The 16,164-nt window shown below is 46.2% G+C and carries 16 protein-coding genes; all 16 read left to right on the top strand.

The genetic code is table 11. The features are described from left to right. The first annotated feature begins 10 nt into the window (after positions 1-10). The 16 genes from yabG to mazG all read left to right on the top strand — a co-directional run bounded on the left by yabG (position 11) and on the right by mazG (position 16,164). Positions 11-886: a sporulation peptidase YabG gene (gene yabG, locus NYE68_RS00280; protein ID WP_004264691.1), complete on the top strand. Its 876-nt coding sequence runs from the start codon at positions 11-13 to the stop codon at positions 884-886. Positions 887-1,097: 211 nt separating this feature from the next. Continuing rightward, positions 1,098-1,358: a Veg family protein gene (locus NYE68_RS00285; protein ID WP_003218330.1), complete on the top strand. Its 261-nt coding sequence runs from the start codon at positions 1,098-1,100 to the stop codon at positions 1,356-1,358. Between the two features lie 162 nt (positions 1,359-1,520). Beyond that, positions 1,521-1,709, top strand: coding sequence for a small, acid-soluble spore protein, alpha/beta type (locus tag NYE68_RS00290; RefSeq protein WP_011996172.1), 189 nt, complete (start codon positions 1,521-1,523; stop codon positions 1,707-1,709). Between the two features lie 143 nt (positions 1,710-1,852). Beyond that, positions 1,853-2,722 carry a 4-(cytidine 5'-diphospho)-2-C-methyl-D-erythritol kinase gene (ispE, locus tag NYE68_RS00295; RefSeq protein ID WP_053573819.1) on the top strand — a complete coding sequence of 290 codons (870 nt, stop codon included), beginning with the start codon at positions 1,853-1,855 and terminating at the stop codon, positions 2,720-2,722. A gap of 55 nt (positions 2,723-2,777) precedes the next feature. Further along, the gene (gene purR, locus NYE68_RS00300) at positions 2,778-3,635 is read left to right on the top strand and encodes a pur operon repressor (RefSeq protein ID WP_004264666.1); all 858 of its coding nucleotides are present in this window, start codon (positions 2,778-2,780) and stop codon (positions 3,633-3,635) included. Then, positions 3,632-4,012, top strand: coding sequence for a 2-iminobutanoate/2-iminopropanoate deaminase (gene ridA, locus NYE68_RS00305; RefSeq protein ID WP_004264663.1), 381 nt, complete (start codon positions 3,632-3,634; stop codon positions 4,010-4,012). The genes purR and ridA overlap by 4 nt, the downstream gene beginning before the upstream one ends. 195 nt (positions 4,013-4,207) lie before the next feature. Then, on the top strand, positions 4,208-4,501 hold the full coding sequence (gene spoVG / locus NYE68_RS00310; protein ID WP_004264660.1) for a septation regulator SpoVG: 294 nt from the start codon (positions 4,208-4,210) through the stop codon (positions 4,499-4,501). Positions 4,502-4,692: 191 nt separating this feature from the next. Continuing rightward, positions 4,693-6,063, top strand: a complete 1,371-nt coding sequence (gene glmU, locus NYE68_RS00315; protein ID WP_004264658.1) for a bifunctional UDP-N-acetylglucosamine diphosphorylase/glucosamine-1-phosphate N-acetyltransferase GlmU — start codon at positions 4,693-4,695, stop codon at positions 6,061-6,063. A gap of 21 nt (positions 6,064-6,084) precedes the next feature. Then, a complete protein-coding gene (locus NYE68_RS00320) occupies positions 6,085-7,038 on the top strand; it encodes a ribose-phosphate diphosphokinase (RefSeq protein ID WP_007409928.1) in 954 nt (317 codons plus the stop codon). A gap of 84 nt (positions 7,039-7,122) precedes the next feature. Continuing rightward, a complete protein-coding gene (locus tag NYE68_RS00325) occupies positions 7,123-7,731 on the top strand; it encodes a 50S ribosomal protein L25/general stress protein Ctc (protein WP_014416724.1) in 609 nt (202 codons plus the stop codon). 84 nt (positions 7,732-7,815) lie between these two features. Next, positions 7,816-8,382: an aminoacyl-tRNA hydrolase gene (gene pth / locus NYE68_RS00330; RefSeq protein WP_004264652.1), complete on the top strand. Its 567-nt coding sequence runs from the start codon at positions 7,816-7,818 to the stop codon at positions 8,380-8,382. A gap of 61 nt (positions 8,383-8,443) precedes the next feature. After that, positions 8,444-8,674: an anti-sigma-F factor Fin family protein gene (locus tag NYE68_RS00335; protein WP_004264650.1), complete on the top strand. Its 231-nt coding sequence runs from the start codon at positions 8,444-8,446 to the stop codon at positions 8,672-8,674. A gap of 69 nt (positions 8,675-8,743) precedes the next feature. After that, positions 8,744-12,277, top strand: a complete 3,534-nt coding sequence (gene mfd, locus NYE68_RS00340; RefSeq protein WP_033575247.1) for a transcription-repair coupling factor — start codon at positions 8,744-8,746, stop codon at positions 12,275-12,277. A gap of 136 nt (positions 12,278-12,413) precedes the next feature. Then, positions 12,414-12,950: a stage V sporulation protein T gene (gene spoVT / locus NYE68_RS00345; protein ID WP_004264646.1), complete on the top strand. Its 537-nt coding sequence runs from the start codon at positions 12,414-12,416 to the stop codon at positions 12,948-12,950. 168 nt (positions 12,951-13,118) lie between these two features. Continuing rightward, entirely contained in the window at positions 13,119-14,699 is a 1,581-nt protein-coding gene (locus NYE68_RS00350) for a polysaccharide biosynthesis protein (protein WP_040238636.1), read from the top strand. After that, on the top strand, positions 14,689-16,164 hold the full coding sequence (gene mazG / locus NYE68_RS00355) for a nucleoside triphosphate pyrophosphohydrolase (protein ID WP_040238633.1): 1,476 nt from the start codon (positions 14,689-14,691) through the stop codon (positions 16,162-16,164). Before NYE68_RS00350 ends, mazG begins: the two co-directional genes overlap by 11 nt.

A 16,164-nucleotide genomic window follows, 5' to 3' on the forward strand; every position in this document is an offset into this window, starting at 1 on the left:
AGTGGGTAACGTGCAATTTCAAATAGGAGATATGGTAGCCAGGAAATCCTATCAAATGGATGTTTTATTTCGCATTATCGGTATAGAGCAAACAAGCAACGGAAATTCAATTGCCATCCTGCATGGTGACGAAGTCAGATTGATTGCGGATGCTGATTTTTCTGATTTGGAGCCTGTGAGAAAAGACGAACAGGCCATGAGAAAGAAAAGAGATGAAAGCAGGATGAATGAATCTCTCGAGCTGCTCCGCCAGGATTATAAGCTGCTTCGGGAAAAACAGGAATATTATGCGACAAATCAATATCAGCATCAGGAGCACTACTTTCATATGCCCGGAAAGGTATTGCATCTGGACGGCGATGAGGCCTATTTGAAAAAGTGCCTGAACTTTTATGAAAAAATCGGTGTGCCGGTATACGGAATTCATTGCCATGAGAAAAAAATGCCGGCATCAATTGACGAGCTGCTTGATAAATACAGGCCGGATATTTTAGTCATCACCGGCCATGATGCATATTCCAAGCATAAGGGAGGCGTGAACGATTTAAGCGCCTACAGGCATTCCAAACACTTTGTCGAAACCGTTCAAAGAGCGAGGCGTAAAGTCCCTCATTTGGATCAGCTGGTTATATTCGCGGGGGCCTGCCAATCTCATTTCGAGTCTTTAATCAGAGCGGGCGCGAATTTTGCAAGTTCGCCGTCACGCGTCAATATCCACGCGCTTGACCCGGTATATATTGTCGCGAAAATCAGCTTCACTCCGTTTATGGAGCGGATCAATGTATGGGATGTCCTGAGAAATACGCTGACGAGAGAGAAAGGGCTGGGAGGAATTGAAACGAAGGGTGTGCTGCGTGTCGGTATGCCGTATAAATCAAATGGATGAGTGATAAAACCCGCATATATTTCGCTATGCGGGTTAATTATTTTACATATTGATACATAAATTTCCGGAACTTGTGAAAAATAACGCAGAAATCAATAGAATTTTGTCAAAATAATTTTGTTGACAATGACTTATTAACGTTGATATAATTTAAATTTTATTTGACAAAATTGGGCTCTTGTTGTACAATAAATGTAGTGAGGTGGATGCAATGGCGAAGACGTTGTCCGATATAAAAAGATCGCTTGATGGGAATTTAGGTAAACGGCTTACGTTAAAAGCAAACGGCGGCCGCCGAAAAACGATTGAGCGTTCGGGCATTTTAGCTGAGACGTACCCTTCTGTTTTTGTGATACAACTAGATCAAGACGAGAATTCGTTTGAAAGAGTTTCATACAGTTATGCTGATATTCTGACTGAGACTGTTGAATTGACATTCAATGACGATGCGGCAAGCTCAGTAGCATTTTAATGGGCAGTGAACCTTTTGTTTACTGCTTTTTGTTTTGCCTTCTAAAGCTCTTCTAATTATTCCCTCGAAAGTTTCGGCCGATTAAACGGAAGCTATAAGTGTCACATGTTTTATCGTGGCGTGCACGAATGGTGATCAATTCTATAAAAGGGGTTGTTTCGTTTGGGCAGACGTCGTGGAGTTATGTCAGATGAGTTCAAATATGAGCTGGCGAAGGACCTTGGTTTTTACGATACGGTGAAAAACGAGGGCTGGGGAGGCATTCGGGCGCGTGACGCCGGGAATATGGTAAAGCGCGCGATTGAGATTGCCGAACAGCAGATGGCGGCTCAGAACCAAAATAACCGATAATGCAGTGGCCCGGGGGACAATCCGTTCCCCGGTTTTTTCTATCGGCATTCAAAACCGGCGTCAATTTCGGATAAGTACCTCCGGGTCTCCAAATGTGATACAATGTTCATACTTATGTTTAGATGGAGAAGTAGGTGAAAGCTATGCGTATTTTAGAAAAAGCGCCGGCCAAAATCAATCTGTCCCTCGATGTGACGAGTAAACGCCCGGATGGTTATCACGAAGTGGAGATGATCATGACGACAATTGATTTGGCAGATCGGATTGAACTGACAGAACTGCCCGAAAACGTTATCAGAGTGGCGTCGCATAATCGCTTTGTTCCGGATGATCAAAGGAATCTGGCTTATCAGGCAGCCAAACTGCTTAAAGAACGGTTTCAAGTCAAAAAAGGCGTTTCCATTATGATTACAAAAGTGATCCCTGTAGCGGCAGGGCTTGCCGGCGGAAGCAGCGATGCGGCAGCCACGCTCAGAGGGCTGAACAGGCTTTGGGATTTAAAGCTTTCTGTCGAAGAGCTCGCGGAGCTTGGGGCTGAAATCGGCTCAGACGTGTCCTTCTGTGTATACGGGGGCACTGCTCTGGCAACCGGACGCGGTGAGAAGATCAGGCACATCAGTGCTCCGCCTCATTGCTGGGTCGTGCTCGCCAAACCGACGATCGGGGTATCGACTGCCGAAGTGTACCGCCGGCTGAACTTACAGCAGGTTCGGCATCCTGATGTGCAGACGATGATTGACGCGATTGAAGAAAAAAGCTTCCAAAAGGTATGCGGACAATTAGGAAACGTATTGGAGTCGGTTACGCTCAGCCTCCATCCCGAGGTGGCGATGATTAAAAATCAAATGAAACGCTTCGGCGCTGATGCGGTGTTAATGAGCGGAAGCGGACCGACTGTATTCGGTTTGGTTCAATACGAATCGAAGGTGCAGCGGATTTATAACGGGTTAAGAGGTTTCTGTGATCAAGTGTACGCAGTGCGGATGATCGGCGAACAGAATGCTCTTGATTAAATCCGTATGTTAAGTTATATTATTTTTAAATTATTCGGATTTTGGGGGTAAGTTCATGAAGTTTCGTCGCAGCGGCAGATTGGTGGACTTAACAAATTATTTGTTAACCCATCCGCATGAATTAATACCGTTAACGTTTTTCTCAGAACGGTATCAATCAGCAAAGTCATCAATCAGTGAAGATTTAACGATTATTAAACAGACCTTTGAACAGCAAGGCATTGGGACGCTGCTTACAGTGCCGGGAGCTGCCGGAGGCGTCAAATACATTCCAAAAGTGAAACAGGCTGAAGCAGAAGCGTTTATACAGGAGCTGGGACAGTCTTTAGTAAATCCTGAGCGTATCCTTCCGGGCGGTTATGTATATTTAACGGATATCTTAGGAAAACCATCTGTCCTCTCTCATGTAGGCAGGCTTTTTGCTTCCGTTTTTGCGGAGCGGGAGATTGATGTGGTGATGACCGTTGCGACAAAAGGAATCCCTCTTGCTTACGCAGCGGCCAGTTATCTGAACGTTCCGGTTGTCATCGTGCGAAAAGACAATAAGGTGACGGAAGGCTCCACGGTGAGCATCAATTATGTATCAGGGTCGTCTAACCGCATTCAAACGATGTCGCTTGCGAAAAGAAGTTTGGCTACGGGTTCGAACGTTTTGATTATTGACGATTTTATGAAAGCCGGCGGCACCATTAACGGCATGATCAGCCTGCTTGATGAGTTTAATGCAAACGTTGCGGGAATAGGCGTTTTGGTTGAAGCCGAGGGAGTGAACGAACGGCTTGTCGATGAATACATGTCACTGCTCACGCTTTCAACCATCAATATGAAAGACAAAACGATTGAGATTCAAAACGGCAATTTTCTGCGATTTTTTAAAGAACAGCATTTAAAGAATGGGGAGACAGAAAAATGACAAAAGCAATCCATACAAAACACGCGCCGGCAGCGATCGGGCCATATTCACAGGGAATCATCGTAAACAACATGTTTTACAGCTCAGGCCAGATTCCTCTTACTGCTGAAGGAGAAATGGTAAACGGTGATATCACAGAACAAACGCATCAGGTGTTCAGCAATTTAAAAGCTGTGCTGAAAGAAGCGGGGGCTTCTCTCGAGACGGTTGTCAAAGCAACGGTGTTTATTGCTGATATGGAGCAGTTTGCGGAAGTGAATGAAGTGTACGGACAATACTTTGATGTACATAAGCCGGCAAGGTCTTGTGTGGAAGTGGCGAGACTGCCGAAAGACGCTCTCGTGGAAATTGAAGTCATTGCGCTGGTGAAATCTTAAGTCTCAGAAAAGTGGTTCCGGTCTCCGGGATCACTTTTTTTATGCAGTATATGATCCCCAAATATGGTTTATCACCTAATTGTGTATGTATATCCTATATTTTCAAAAAAACTTTTTGAAACGTGCAGGAATTTAAAAAGAATCGTGGAATTGTTAGACTAATGCTTTTATATAGGGAAAAGGTGGTGAACTACTGTGGAAGTTACTGACGTAAGATTACGCCGCGTGAATACCGATGGTCGCATGAGAGCGATTGCATCCATCACGCTGGATCACGAATTTGTCGTACATGATATTCGTGTGATTGATGGAAACAATGGTCTTTTCGTTGCGATGCCGAGTAAACGCACCCCTGATGGAGAATTCCGCGATATTGCTCATCCTATTAATTCCAGCACGCGGGGCAAGATCCAGGATGCTGTTTTAAATGAGTATCATCGTTTGGGTGATTCTGAAGCATTAGAATATGAAGAAGCCGGGGCTTCTTAAACATAACAAAATGTAAGGACTGCTGATAAAGGCTGACACAAGGCCTTTTCCGGCAGTCCTTTTTTAAATCTGATTTTTCAGAAATAAAGCGATTACATAGAAAATTCTTGCACTTTTTGATGTCTTCTTGAAATCAACAGCTATTTAGGATATATTTTTCTATGGATAAAAGGGATATTGGAGGCCATTAAATGGATAAGCGGTTTGCAGTGATTTTAGCTGCCGGAAAAGGAACGAGAATGAAATCGAAGCTTTACAAGGTCCTTCATCCGGTATGCGGAAAGCCTATGGTAGAGCACGTCGCAGACGAAGCTCTGAAATTATCTTTAGCGAAGCTTGTCACCATCGTAGGACACGGCGCCGAAGATGTGAAGAAGCAGCTCGGACAGAAAAGCGATTACGCTCTCCAAGCAGAACAGCTCGGTACGGCTCATGCGGTCAAACAGGCAAAACCATTTCTTCACGGAGAAAAGGGTGTCACGATCGTTATTTGCGGCGATACACCGCTTCTGACGGCGGAGACGATGGAAGCCATGCTGAATGAACATACAGACAAAGGTGCAAAAGCCACGGTGTTAACGGCCGTTGCCGACGATCCCGCCGGATACGGAAGAATCATCCGCAGTGAAGACGGCGCCGTTCAAAAAATCGTGGAGCACAAGGATGCTTCGGAGCAAGAACGTCTTGTGAAAGAAATTAACACGGGAACGTACTGTTTTGATAACGAGGCTCTTTTTCGTGTCATCGAACAGGTTTCGAATGAAAATGCCCAAGGCGAGTATTATCTGCCGGATGTGATCGAAATCCTCAAAGACGAAGGCGAAACTGTTGCCGCTTACCAGACTGGTAACTTCCAAGAGACGCTCGGAGTGAATGATAGAGTCGCTCTTTCTCAGGCTGAAATGTATATGAAAGAGCGTATTAACAAACGGCATATGCAGAACGGAGTCACTTTAATCGATCCGATGAATACGTACATCTCACCTGACGCACGTATCGGACAAGATACAGTTATTTATCCCGGAACTGTGTTAAAGGGACAAGCTGAAATCGGCGATGAATGTGTCATCGGCCCTCACACTGAGATAGAGGACAGCTCAATCGGCAGCCGCACTGTGATTAAACAATCCGTTGTCAATCGCAGCAAAGTTGGGAATGATGTAAATATCGGTCCTTTTGCTCACATCAGACCCGATTCCGCAATCGGCAATGAAGTGAAGATCGGAAACTTTGTTGAAATCAAGAAAACACAATTCGGCGACCGAAGCAAAGCATCTCATTTAAGCTATATCGGTGATGCCGAAGTGGGCACGGATGTGAATCTGGGCTGCGGCTCCATCACGGTCAATTATGATGGGAAGAAAAAGTATTTAACCAAAATTGAAGACGGCGCCTTTATTGGCTGCAACTCCAATCTGGTCGCTCCTGTTACAGTGGGAGAAGGCGCGTACGTCGCTGCGGGTTCAACCGTAACTGAAGATGTGCCGGGCGAAGCGCTTGCCATTGCCAGAGCAAGACAAGTAAATAAAGAAGATTATGTGAAAAACATTCATAAAAAATAATCCTAAAATCGGAGGTTTACCATGTCTAACGAATACGGAGATAAGAATTTAAAGATTTTTTCTTTGAATTCAAATCCAGAACTTGCAAAAGAAATCGCGGATAATGTAGGGGTTCAATTAGGAAAGTGCTCTGTTACAAGATTCAGTGACGGAGAGGTCCAGATCAACATAGAAGAAAGTATTCGCGGCTGTGATTGCTATATCATTCAGTCTACAAGTGCGCCGGTCAACGAGCACATCATGGAATTGCTGATTATGGTTGACGCTTTAAAGCGCGCTTCCGCGAAAACAATCAACATTGTCATTCCGTACTACGGTTATGCGCGCCAGGACAGAAAAGCAAGATCACGTGAACCGATTACGGCAAAACTTTTTGCAAACCTGCTTGAAACAGCGGGTGCGACACGCGTGATCGCGCTTGATTTACACGCGCCGCAAATTCAAGGTTTCTTTGATATTCCGATTGACCACTTAATGGGTGTTCCGATTTTAGGCCATTACTTTGAAGGTAAAGACTTGAAAGATATCGTTATTGTTTCTCCTGACCACGGCGGTGTGACGCGCGCCCGCAAACTTGCGGACCGTCTGAAAGCGCCGATCGCGATTATCGACAAACGCCGTCCTAGACCGAATGAGGTAGAAGTGATGAACATCGTCGGTAACGTGGAAGGTAAAACAGCGATTCTGATCGATGATATTATTGATACGGCCGGCACAATCACACTTGCCGCTAACGCGCTGGTTGAAAACGGAGCTGCAGAAGTGTATGCATGCTGTACGCACCCTGTACTGTCAGGCCCTGCCGTTGAGCGGATCAATAACTCTAAAATCAAGGAGCTTGTCGTAACGAACAGCATTAAGCTTCCTGATGAGAAAAAAATCGAACGCTTTAAGCAGCTTTCTGTCGGACCGCTTCTGGCTGAAGCGATTATCCGCGTTCACGAGAAACAATCTGTCAGCTATTTATTCAGCTAAACCGAAACTTTAAGGTTTAAATCCCAGTTATTGTGGGTATTGTTCTAATAGGACGATAAAACGATAATTAGGATGGTGCTGAATATGGCAACTTTAAAAGCAAATGAAAGAACAGATTTTAAACGTTCGACGCTTCGGAAAATCCGTCATTCAGGACATGTTCCAGGGATTATATACGGTAAAGAAACAACGAATACGCCTGTCTCTTTAGACAGTGTCGAATTGCTTAAAACATTGCGGGACGAAGGAAAAAACACGATTATCACAATTGATGTCAACGGAAATCAGCAATCGGTTATGGTGACTGATCTTCAGACAGACCCGCTCAAAAACGAATTGACGCACGCCGATTTTCAAGTCGTGAATATGAGTGAGGAGCTGGAGGCCGAGGTGCCGATTCAGCTGACGGGAGAGGCGAAGGGAGTCAAAGACGGAGGCGTCATCCAGCAGCCGCTGCATGAGCTTTCGATTAAGGCCAGACCGAAGGACATCCCTCAGACAATCAATGTTGATATTTCAGGGCTTGAGATGAATGATGTGCTGACCATCGCAGATCTGACTGCTGACGGCAATTATACATTTACAAACGATCCGGAAGAAGTCGTGGCTTCCATCCTTCCTCCTAAGCAGGAAGCATTCGAAGAAGATGCAGAACCGTCTCCTGGGGAAGAGCCCGAAGGAGAAAATCAATAAGCGCTTTAAGACGTAACCCGCCCGAGGTTACGTCTTTTGTGCTAGAATGAGAAGAATTACAGCGATGTTGAGGGAGGATTTACGATGCTTGTGATTGCCGGTCTCGGTAACCCCGGGAAAACCTATGAGAACACGAGACATAATGTCGGCTTTATGGCCATTGACGAGCTTTCTAAAGAATGGAATATTGAACTGAATAAAACGAAATTCAACGGACTTTACGGAATGGGGTTTGTTTCCGGAAAAAAAGTTCTACTTGTTAAACCGCTTACATATATGAATTTATCAGGGGAATGTTTGCGGCCGCTACTGGATTATTATGATGCCGATCATGAAGATCTGAAAGTCATATACGATGACCTTGATCTTCCGACGGGAAAAATCAGGCTCCGGACGAAAGGGAGCGCAGGCGGACATAACGGAATTAAATCGCTTATACAGCACCTCGGAACCCCTGAATTTGACCGGGTCAGAATCGGAATCGGCCGCCCCGTCAACGGAATGAAAGTCGTTGACTATGTACTGGGAGCTTTTACGAAGGAAGAAGCGCCGCATATCAATGATGCCGTCTCAAAAACCGTAAAAGCCTGCGAAGCTTCCTTAACGAAACCTTTTTTAGAAGTCATGAACGAATTTAATGCAAATGTATAAGATAAATAATGGGAGACCATACTAGGGAAAAATGATTTTTTCACATCAGGAGGTCCAACGTATGGCTTTGCATTATTTCTGCCGCCACTGCGGCTTTAAGGTAGGGAGCCTGGAATATTCGACGGTGCCGACACAGTCACTTGGATTTCAGCACTTAACAAATGAGGAAAGAAACGATATGATTTCATATAAAGACAATGGAGATGTCCATGTTCTTACAATTTGTGAAGACTGCCAAGAGGCGCTGGAGCGCAATCCGCACTACCATGAACACAACACATTTATTCAATAAGAAGCTTTGGTGTAGATTCTAGACCAAAGCGTTTTTCTGTTCTTGCAGAAAATAGAGAGGAGGGCCCATATGGACAACATTCAAACCTTTATTAAAGAAAGCGATGATTTTAAATCCATTGTCAACGGTTTACATGAGGGGCTGAAGGAACAGCTGCTTGCGGGTCTGTCAGGTTCCGCGCGTTCTGTTTTTACCTCCGCCCTTGCACAGGAAACGAAAAGGCCGATTTTCTTTATCACCCATAATTTATATCAGGCCCAAAAAGTGACGGAAGATCTGACGGCGCTTCTCGGGGATCAATCTGTTTTTTTATACCCCGTGAATGAATTGATTTCTTCAGAAATTGCAGTAGCGAGCCCTGAACTGCGCGCTCAGCGGCTTGATGTCATTAATAGATTAACAAACGGAGAAGCGCCGGTCGTTGTGGCGCCCGTTGCGGCAGTGAGAAGAATGCTTCCGCCGAAGGAGCTGTGGAAAAGCAGCCAGATCGTCATTTCACTCGGAGACGAAATAGAACCGGATCAGCTGTCCGCGCGCCTTGTAGAGGTGGGGTATGAGCGTTCCGATATGGTTTCTGCACCCGGTGAATTCAGTATTCGCGGCGGAATTATCGACATTTATCCGCTGACGTCGGAGCATCCGGTGCGAATTGAACTGTTTGATACGGAGGTCGATTCCATCAGAAGCTTCAATTCTGATGACCAGAGATCAATTGAGACGCTCAAACATGTGGCGATCGGACCGGCGAAGGAATTGATCATCAGGGCGGAAGAAAAAGCCCGGGCAATGGAAAGGCTCGATAAAGGGCTGGCCGACAGTCTGAAAAAGCTGAAGCAGGACAAACAAAAGGAAATGCTTCATATCAATATCTCACATGATAAAGAACGGTTATCAACGGGACAGACTGATCAGGAACTTGTGAAGTATCTCTCGTACTTTTACGAAAAACCTGCTAGTTTGCTAGATTATACACCGGCAGACACGTTGTTACTGTTAGACGAGGTCAGCCGCATTCATGAAATGGAGGATCAGCTGCAAAAAGAAGAGGCCGAATTTATGACAAGTCTGCTCGAGGAAGGGAAAATTCTGCATGACATTCATTTATCCTTCAGCTTTCAGGAGCTTATGAGCGAAAAGCGGCGCCCGGCTATTTATTATTCATTATTTTTGCGTCATGTCCAGCATACAAGCCCTCAGAATATCGTGAATGTGACAAGCCGGCAGATGCAGAGTTTTCACGGGCAGATGAATGTGCTCGCAGGTGAAATGGAGCGCTTTAAGAAATCAAACTTCACTGTCGTCTTTTTAGGCGCAAATAAGGACAGAACCGACAGATTGGCATCCGTGCTGGCTGATTACGAAATTGAAGCCGCAAAAACGGACAGCTCCAAAGCGCTTGTGCAAGGACAGGTCTATGTCATGGAAGGCGAGCTGCAATCCGGTTTTGAACTGCCGCTGATGAAGCTGGCCGTCATTACGGAGGAAGAGCTGTTCAAAAACCGAATCAAGAAAAAGCCGAGAAAGCAGAAGCTGACAAATGCCGAACGGATCAAAAGCTATTCCGAGCTTCAGGTCGGTGACTATGTCGTCCACGTCAACCACGGGATCGGTAAGTATTTGGGGATCGAAACACTAGAAATCAAAGGCATTCATAAAGATTACCTCAACATTCATTATCAGGGCAGCGATAAGCTGTACGTCCCTGTAGAACAAATCGACCAGGTGCAGAAGTACGTCGGCTCTGAAGGAAAAGAACCGAAGCTTTATAAACTGGGCGGCAGTGAATGGAAACGGGTGAAGAAAAAAGTTGAAAACTCCGTTCAGGATATTGCCGATGATCTGATTAAGCTTTATGCGGAACGGGAAGCAAGCAAGGGCTATGCGTTCTCGCCGGATCATGAAATGCAGCGGCAGTTCGAATCTGCTTTCCCTTATCAGGAAACAGAGGACCAGCTCCGTTCCATTCAGGAGATTAAAAAGGACATGGAAAGAGAGCGCCCGATGGACCGTTTGCTTTGCGGTGATGTCGGTTACGGGAAGACGGAGGTAGCCATCCGAGCGGCCTTTAAAGCGATCGCCGACGGAAAGCAGGTCGCGCTTCTTGTGCCGACGACAATACTCGCGCAGCAGCATTATGAAACCATTATGGAGCGTTTCCAGGACTATCCGATTAACATCGGTCTTCTCAGCCGATTCAGAACGAGAAAAGAATCCAATGAAACGATTAAAGGCCTGAAAAACGGAACGGTAGACATCGTAATCGGAACCCACAGGCTCTTATCTAAAGACGTCGTCTATAAAGATCTCGGCTTGCTCATCATTGATGAAGAGCAGCGCTTCGGCGTAACGCATAAGGAAAAAATCAAACAGATCAAAGCCAATGTCGATGTGCTGACTCTTACAGCGACGCCGATACCGCGTACGCTTCATATGTCCATGCTCGGTGTGCGGGACTTATCTGTTATTGAAACGCCGCCGGAAAACCGTTTCCCTGTTCAGACATATGTCGTGGAATACAACGGCGCGCTTGTGCGGGAAGCCATCGAAAGAGAACTGGCGCGCGGAGGACAGGTATATTTCTTGTACAACCGCGTGGATGACATCGAGCGGAAGGCTGATGAAATTTCCATGCTTGTTCCCGATGCGAAAGTGGCATATGCCCACGGAAAAATGACCGAAAATGAATTGGAAAGCGTCATGCTCAATTTTCTGGAAGGGGAATCAGACGTCCTTGTCAGCACGACTATTATTGAGACAGGCGTAGATATACCAAATGTCAATACCTTGATTGTGTTCGACGGAGACAAAATGGGGCTGTCTCAGCTGTATCAGCTGAGAGGACGGGTCGGCCGTTCCAACCGCGTCGCTTACGCGTATTTTACGTACCGCAGAGACAAAGTGCTCACTGAGGTGGCGGAAAAACGGCTGCAGGCGATTAAAGAATTTACCGAGCTGGGATCAGGCTTTAAAATCGCCATGCGTGACTTGACGATCAGGGGAGCGGGGAACCTTCTCGGCGCCCAGCAGCACGGCTTTATCGACTCAGTCGGTTTTGACCTGTACTCGCAAATGCTCAAGGAAGCGATTGAAGAGCGGAAAGGCGATATTCCGAAAAGCGAACAGTTTGAGACAGAAATCGATATCGAGCTTGACGCGTATATTCCTGAGAACTATATACAAGACGGCAAGCAAAAAATCGACATGTACAAACGGTTCAGGTCAATCGCCACAATTGAGGAGAAAAATGAGCTTCAAGATGAAATCATCGACAGGTTCGGCAGCTACCCTAAAGAGGTTGAATGGCTGTTTACGGTTGCTGAGATGAAGGTATACGGAAAATATGAACGCGTCGAACTCATCAAGCAGGATAAAGACGCGATCAGATTTACCATTTCTGAAGAGGCCAGCGCACAGATTGACGGCCAGAAATTGTTCGAACTCGGCAATAAATACGGCCGGCAGATCGGACTGGGAATGGAAGGGAAAAAGCTGAAAATCTCAGTACAGACGAAAGGCCGTAAAACGGAAGAGTGGCTGGAAACCGTGCTCGGCATGCTGAAAGGCCTTCAGGATGTGAAGAAAGAAACAATCGCGTCTTCATAAAAATTGTTACTCTCTGGTGTATATTACATTTGATGTGACGGATACTAATTTCAAGCGAGTGGCGGAAGCTACATAAAGTAAAGAGCTTTAGTACTTTCCCTTAAATATCATCACATGAAAGAGAGGCACCAGAGAGATGAAAGCTACAGGTATCGTACGTCGTATTGATGATCTAGGACGGGTCGTCATTCCTAAAGAAATTCGGAGAACACTGCGAATCAGGGAAGGAGACCCGCTTGAAATATTCGTTGACCGCGACGGAGAAGTTATATTGAAAAAGTATTCTCCTATCAGTGAGCTTGGCGATTTTGCGAAGGAATATGCAGATGCTTTGTATGACAGTCTCGGCCATTCCGTCTTGATTTGCGACCGTGACGCGTATATTGCCGTTTCAGGCAGTTCAAAAAAAGAATTTCTGAACAAAGCCATCAGCGATTTGCTCGAAAAAACGATGGATCAGCGCAGCTCAGTGGTAGAAAACGACGTGAAGTCCGCGCAGCTTGTTAATGACATTGATGAAGATATGAGCTCCTATACAATAGCTCCGATCGTGGCAAATGGCGATCCTATCGGTGCCGTGGTCATCTTTTCCAAAGAACAGGCACTTGGAGAAGTAGAACATAAAGCGGTAGAAACGGCAGCCAGTTTTTTGGCGAGACAAATGGAGCAGTAGGTCTTATTACCATTATTGAAATAAGAAAACGGAGAAAGAGCAGCTCTTATACAAGTGCTGTTCTTTTTCATATTCATATGTGCTCTCTATCGGTTCGGCCGTTAGGATTGTGATATAATAAGCTCGTTTTATAGACGTAATTTTCTAGCGGCTGGAAGGAGCTTTTGGATGAACGATTCAGTTGGCGCCAAGCGGCAATCGGCATGGAAAGGTGCTTTTGTGCTCGTCGTTGCGGGTATCGTGACGAAGATATTAAGCGCCGTGTACAGGGTTCCTTTTCAGAATATTGTCGGTGACGTCGGATTTTACATTTATCAGCAGGTGTATCCGTTTTTAGGGATCGCGGTCATGCTGTCAACATCCGGTTTTCCGGTAATCATCTCAAAATTAATGAACGATTATAGCGATCATAAACAAAAAATAATGAAAATTTCCGCCCTTTATGTCACGGCGGCCGGACTTGTTCTGTTTGCGCTCATGTATGCCGGCGCGGCGCCGTTGGCCGGTTTTATGGGTGACGACCGCCTTGTGATGCTGATAAGGGTCGCGGCGTTCGCTTTCATACTGTTTCCGTTTACGGCGGTTTTCCGGGGATATTTCCAAGGCGTGCATGATATGATGCCGTCAGCCTTATCCCAGATTACGGAACAGCTTCTTCGCGTGGCGGTGCTTCTCGGTTTATCCTTCTGGCTTTTGAAAAGCGGCCGTTCATTATACGCCGCTGGTGCGGGGGCGGCCTCGGGATCAATTGCCGGAAGCTTGGCGGCCCTTTGTGTATTGGCTGTTTTCTGGTATAAGCGGGAAGAAACCAAGAAAGACGGCGGACATATCGAAACGGCCGTCATTGTAAAAAAGCTGCTGCTTTATTCAGTCACCATCTGTATCAGCAGTGTACTCATGCTTTTGATTCAGCTTGTAGACGCCTTAAACTTATATTCACTGCTTTCAGACGGGACGGAGAGCCATGCCGCGAAACAGCTGAAAGGCATATATGACCGCGGACAGCCGCTCCTTCAGCTGGGAACCGTGTTTGCCGTCAGTATCGCCGCGTCATTGGTTCCTTCAATTTCAAAAGCGGTGCATGAGAATAAGCCGTTTATCATAAAAGAGAAAGCGACATCAGCCGTCAAGCTCTGCCTTGCGGTAGGGATCGGTGCATCAGCCGGGCTTTTTTGCATTTTAGAGCCGGTGAATATCATGCTTTTCCAAAACAGTGAGGGGACGCAGACCTTACAAATATTCAGTTTATCTATCTTTTTTGCCTCGATTGCGCTTACGGCAGCCGCGATTCTGCAAGGAGCGGGACATACCGTTTTCCCCGCCGTATCCGTTTTGGCCGGAGGGGCGCTGAAATGGGTGCTGAATGTTTGGCTGGTCCCCGGCTGGGGTATTACAGGAGCGGCACTGGCGACCGTCTTGGCATTTGCCGCAGTTGCGTGCCTGAATCTCCGGAGAATTTGGTCGAAGGGCTGGCTGACGAATATCGGAGGCGTGATTGCCCGTCTGTGCTGGTGCAGTCTGCTGATGGTCTTCTTTCTGCTCGTATATATGAAGCTTTGGCAGTTATTTGTTCCCGTCAGCAGGGCCGGAGCTGTATGTGAGAGTCTGTCTGCGTCAGTCATCGGAGGGCTATTGTTTATTTATTGTATGATAAGAATGAAGATTTTCACGGACGAAGAGCTGAGCGGCCTTCCTTTCGGCAGTGCTTTAAGCAAATTGAAAAAGAGGAGAGAAAAACATGGCAGGTAACATTACGGTCGTCGGCCTCGGCGCCGGAGACATGGATCAGTTGACAGTGGGCGTACATAAGCTGCTGACTCAGGCGAAGCATTTATATATAAGAACGAAAGACCACCCTTTGATTCCGGAATTAGAGCAAGAGACGGAAGCGGACATCCGGTATTTTGATGATATTTATGAAAAACATGATCAGTTTGAAGCGGTCTATGAAGAGATCGCGGACATTCTGTTTGAAAAAGCGAAGCAAGAGGATGTCGTCTACGCTGTGCCCGGACATCCGTTTGTCGCTGAGAAAACCGTTCAGCTGTTATTTGAACGCCGGGAAGAACAACAGGCAGCTGTTCATACTGCCGGAGGGCAAAGCTTTTTGGATGCCACTTTTAATGCATTGCGAATTGATCCGATTGAAGGGTTTCAATTTACGGATGCGCAAACAATGACGCCGGATGAGCTCGAACTCCGCCATCACCTGATCATTTGCCAGGTTTATGACCAAATGACGGCCTCTGAGGTGAAGCTGACGCTTATGGAGAAATTGCCTGACGACTATGAAGTGGTCATCGTCACGGCAGCCGGAAGCAAGGGAGAAAAAATGACCAAGGTGCCTTTGTTTGAACTTGACCGCAATGTAGAAATAAATAACTTAACAAGCGTGTATGTTCCGCCGATTAAAAAAGAAGAACTCCTTTACCAGGAATTTTCTGCATTCCGAAGTATTATTCGCGAGCTTCGCGGGCCGAACGGCTGTCCGTGGGATCAAAAGCAGACACACCAGTCATTAAAGAAATATATGATTGAGGAATGCTACGAACTGCTTGAGGCCATTGACGAAGAGGACACGGATCACATGATAGAAGAACTCGGGGACGTCATGCTTCAGGTTATGCTGCACGCCCAGATCGGAGAAGACGAGGGGTATTTCTCAATTGATGATGTCATCAGAGACATCAGTGCGAAGATGGTCAGACGGCACCCGCACGTGTTTAAGGATGTTAAGGTTCAGGATGAACATGATGTCGTCGCCAACTGGGAAGAAATCAAAAAGGCGGAAAAGCAAACAACATCCTCTTCATTGCTGGATGCCGTGCCGAAAACACTGCCTTCTCTTGCGAAAGCCGCCAAGCTTCAGAAAAAAGCCGCGAAAACCGGCTTTGACTGGGATGACGTTCAGGATATATGGGATAAAGTAAATGAAGAGCTGAAGGAATTTTCTGCAGAGGCTTCCGCCGAATCAGCAGATGAAATCAGCTTAAAAGCTGAATTCGGCGATGTTTTATTTGCATTGGTCAATATCGGCCGATACTATAAAATTGAGCCTGAGGAAGCGCTCGCCATGACAAATGACAAATTCCGCAGACGCTTTGCTTATATTGAGAAAGAAGCGGCAGCAAAGGGCCTTGAATTGACCGCAATGTCACTTGAGGAAATGGACAAATTGTGGGATGAAGCAAAAGAAATGGAGAGGAGATTCTGA

The sequence above is a fragment of the Bacillus sp. FSL R5-0447 genome (assembly GCF_038606125.1).
Classification (GTDB): Bacteria; Bacillota; Bacilli; order Bacillales; family Bacillaceae; genus Bacillus; species Bacillus velezensis.

Bases quoted from the DNA above. Each gene is read 5' to 3' on its own strand.
- NYE68_RS00285 (WP_003218330.1), top strand. From the start codon at position 1,098: ATGGCGAAGACGTTGTCCGATATAAAAAGATCGCTTGATGGGAATTTA.
- ispE (WP_053573819.1), top strand. From the start codon at position 1,853: ATGCGTATTTTAGAAAAAGCGCCGGCCAAAATCAATCTGTCCCTCGAT.
- purR (WP_004264666.1), top strand. From the start codon at position 2,778: ATGAAGTTTCGTCGCAGCGGCAGATTGGTGGACTTAACAAATTATTTG.
- ridA (WP_004264663.1), top strand. From the start codon at position 3,632: ATGACAAAAGCAATCCATACAAAACACGCGCCGGCAGCGATCGGGCCA.
- glmU (WP_004264658.1), top strand. From the start codon at position 4,693: ATGGATAAGCGGTTTGCAGTGATTTTAGCTGCCGGAAAAGGAACGAGA.
- NYE68_RS00320 (WP_007409928.1), top strand. From the start codon at position 6,085: ATGTCTAACGAATACGGAGATAAGAATTTAAAGATTTTTTCTTTGAAT.
- NYE68_RS00325 (WP_014416724.1), top strand. From the start codon at position 7,123: ATGGCAACTTTAAAAGCAAATGAAAGAACAGATTTTAAACGTTCGACG.
- pth (WP_004264652.1), top strand. From the start codon at position 7,816: ATGCTTGTGATTGCCGGTCTCGGTAACCCCGGGAAAACCTATGAGAAC.
- NYE68_RS00335 (WP_004264650.1), top strand. From the start codon at position 8,444: ATGGCTTTGCATTATTTCTGCCGCCACTGCGGCTTTAAGGTAGGGAGC.
- mfd (WP_033575247.1), top strand. From the start codon at position 8,744: ATGGACAACATTCAAACCTTTATTAAAGAAAGCGATGATTTTAAATCC.
- spoVT (WP_004264646.1), top strand. From the start codon at position 12,414: ATGAAAGCTACAGGTATCGTACGTCGTATTGATGATCTAGGACGGGTC.
- NYE68_RS00350 (WP_040238636.1), top strand. From the start codon at position 13,119: ATGAACGATTCAGTTGGCGCCAAGCGGCAATCGGCATGGAAAGGTGCT.
- mazG (WP_040238633.1), top strand. From the start codon at position 14,689: ATGGCAGGTAACATTACGGTCGTCGGCCTCGGCGCCGGAGACATGGAT.